Source organism: Massilia sp. CT11-108, assembly GCF_047302915.1.
Lineage (GTDB): Bacteria > Pseudomonadota > Gammaproteobacteria > Burkholderiales > Burkholderiaceae_D > Telluria > Telluria orientalis.
In genome coordinates, this window is sequence record NZ_JBKYMO010000913.1 from 1 (window position 1) to 1330 (window position 1330).

The following is a 1330-nucleotide window of genomic DNA, read 5'->3' on the forward strand; positions in this document are numbered from 1 at the left end:
GTCTATTAACGGGGCGGGCCGCCCCTGTATCACCAGGGGGTGGGGGAGGCCCGCCTCGCCCCGCGCCGGGCCCCGCGGTGCTCGCGCCGGACGAGCCGCGTGCAGCCGCCGTCGCGGGCGAAGCCGAGACGCAGGGATGCGTGCCAGGAGGTGCAGGTCGGGTCGTCGAAGGGCATACCCGATGAGTTAGCACGATGCGTGCCACTCGCGGGACAGAGGAACGCGCGGACGCGGCGCACCAGCACGGCACCGGCGGCACCGGAACGGTGCAGGCGCACGCCCGGATCAGGTGATCAATATGATTTCGGCAACGTCAAAGGTGAAGCCGACAGAGGGCCGCGCGCGGCGACCAGGTGAGGAAATCGGAGGGTGTCCGCGGGCCGGACCGGCGAAAGCACCGGTCAAGCGGGCGAACCAGGGCTGAAAAAAATCAGCGGCGGCGGCGCAGCGGGCGGGCGATGCGGACCGGACGCAGGGCGCGTTCGCGGTCGGCGGCACGCTTGTAGGCGGCCAGTTCGAACGTCAGCGCCAGGGCGATGCCGGCCGGGACAGCGGCGGCGAAGCCGAGGGCGAGCAAGGCGACGGTTGACAACAGAATAACGATAGTACTTGGGCGCGGCATGATATCCACCTTTTCTCTAAAACCGTGGTTCCATCCTGCCACAGCTGGGATTTGCTTGCAATCACGTGTCGTGCCGTGCGAGGGCATTCCAGGCATTTGCTGTACTTAAAAAGAGACGTCCGCTGAGCTCACTCAACAAAGTCGACGCGCGCAGGCGGTCCAGCACCGGTCCCTTGACCTCGGCCAGGTGCAGGCGGACGTCGCGCCGGGCCAGGGCGCGATTCAATTCGAGCAACCCGAACAGCGCCGAACTGTCGATGGCGTTCACGGCCGACAGCACGAGCACCAGATGGCGCGCCTCGCGGTGCGCGGCCAGTTCTTCCTCGATGCGCTCGCTGACCGCTTCGATATTCCCGAAGAACAGCCCCGCGTCCACGCGCAGCAGCAGCACGTTCGGATCCGTCTCGGCCGAGTACCGGTCGATGTTGCGGAAGTGTTCAGTGTGCGGAATCCGGCCCAGCACCGCGATGTGAGGCCGGCTCTCGCGCCAGATCATCGTCCCCAGCGACAGCAGCAGCCCCAGCACGACGCCCGCCTCCACCCCGAGCAGCAGGACGCCGCCGGCCGTCGCCACCAGCGCGAGCGCGTCGGCGCGGTCGTAGTTCCATGCGGTGCGCAGCCAGTCTCTTATTAACATCTACGAGCCCACGAGACGGAGCTACATGGAGGTGGCCCGGGTGGTGTTGGGAAAAAAGAGGGGGGGGGGGG

2 protein-coding genes are annotated in these 1330 nt (G+C 67.4%); both read right to left on the bottom strand.

Annotated elements, in window-relative coordinates; all coding sequences use genetic code 11:
* Nucleotides 1-430: 430 nt before the first annotated feature.
* Nucleotides 431-592, bottom strand: coding sequence for a hypothetical protein (locus tag ACEN88_RS31930; RefSeq protein WP_156133696.1), 162 nt, complete (start codon nt 590-592; stop codon nt 431-433).
* Nucleotides 593-683: 91 nt separating this feature from the next.
* A complete protein-coding gene (locus ACEN88_RS31935) occupies nt 684-1259 on the bottom strand; it encodes an STAS domain-containing protein (RefSeq protein WP_413346202.1) in 576 nt (191 codons plus the stop codon).
* Nucleotides 1260-1330 lie beyond the last annotated feature (71 nt).

Bases quoted from the DNA above. Each gene is read 5' to 3' on its own strand.
- ACEN88_RS31935 (WP_413346202.1), bottom strand. From the start codon at position 1,259: ATGTTAATAAGAGACTGGCTGCGCACCGCATGGAACTACGACCGCGCC.